General features: G+C 64.5%; 1 protein-coding gene and 1 pseudogene. Both read left to right on the top strand.

Annotated elements, in window-relative coordinates; all coding sequences use genetic code 11:
- The coding region (locus Q0341_RS14020; RefSeq protein WP_299514557.1) for an Ldh family oxidoreductase at positions 1–451 on the top strand (451 nt) is incomplete at its 5' end.
- Positions 452–485: 34 nt separating this feature from the next.
- A pseudogene (locus Q0341_RS14015) lies at positions 486–1306 on the top strand (mannitol dehydrogenase family protein); the annotation flags it as partial.

Genomic DNA, 1306 nt, shown 5'->3' with positions numbered 1-1306 from the left:
CGGCTATTTGATCGACGAACACGGCCAACCCACCACCGACCCCGGCGTGGTCGTGGTGCCGCAGTCCAACGGCCTGTTTGGCGCACTCATGACTTTTGGCGACCACAAAGGCTTTGGCATGGCCATGGCTTGCGAACTGCTGGGGGGTGCGCTCACAGGCAGCGGCACCTGGCACCGCGAAGCCGACCACCAACGCGCGGTGCTGAACGGCATGCTGACCATGCTGATCGACCCGGTGCGACTGGGCACACAAGCCATGTTCGAGCAAGAAGCCTTGGCCTTTGACGACTGGCTGCGCCAAAGCCCGGACGCACCCGGCAGCGATGGCGTGCGCATGGCCGGCGAACCCGAACGTGCCGCTCGCGCTGACCGCGAGCAAAACGGCATCTGGATCGATGAAGCGACCTGGGCCGAGATCGAGGCAACGGAACACAAACTTCAACAACGTTGAATGCCCTTGCTTTCACCCCCTCACACCTGACACCATGACCCTGACTGCAGACACCCTCCATACCCTGCCGACGGCGGTCCACAGCCCCACTTACGACCGCATCGCCCACGCCCCTGGCTTGGTGCACCTGGGTCTGGGCGCCTTCCATCGCGCACACCAGGCCATGGTGTTTGACCAGCTGCTGGCCAGTGGCGACACGCGCTGGGGCATCCACGGCGTGGGCATGACGCGGCCCGATTTGGTGAACCAGCTGCGGGCACAAGACGGTCTGTACGCCGTGCGCGTGGCCGATGGCCAAGGTGTGAAGTGGCAAGTGCCCGGGGCCCTGTGGCGCACCAGCGTGGCCACCACCGAGCGCGATGCGGTGGTGCAAGCCATTGCGGCAACAGCAACCCGCTGGGTTACCCTCACCGTGACCGAAAAAGGCTACACCCCGGCGCTGGGCCAACTGCTGCTGGACGGCTTGCGCGAGCGCCAGCAAAAGGGTTTTCCGGGCATCACCATCGCGTCGTGCGACAACCTGCAAGGCAACGGCCACAAGCTGCAAGCGCTGGTCAAAGCTGCCTCTACAGTGCAAGACGCCGAACTGCTGCGCTGGCTGGACGCGCACTGCGCTTTTCCGTGCAGCATGGTCGACCGCATCGTGCCCGCTGCCACACCCGAGGTGATGGCCGCCGCGCAAGAGGCCTTAGGCCTGCAAGACCACTGCGCGCTGAGCACAGAAGGCTTTTGGGAATGGGTGATCGAAGACCGCTTTGCCGACCCGGCAGATGCTGCCCTGCTTCAAAGCGCTGGCGTGCGCGTGACAGGCGATGTACACAGCTACGAAGAAGCCAAGCTGCGCATGCTCAATGG

Origin of the sequence: uncultured Limnohabitans sp. (assembly GCF_937889215.1) — a bacterium.
GTDB lineage: Bacteria > Pseudomonadota > Gammaproteobacteria > Burkholderiales > Burkholderiaceae_C > Limnohabitans_A.
Note: the sequence above shows the minus strand (reverse complement) of the source record. Positions and strands in the feature narration are given on the sequence as shown.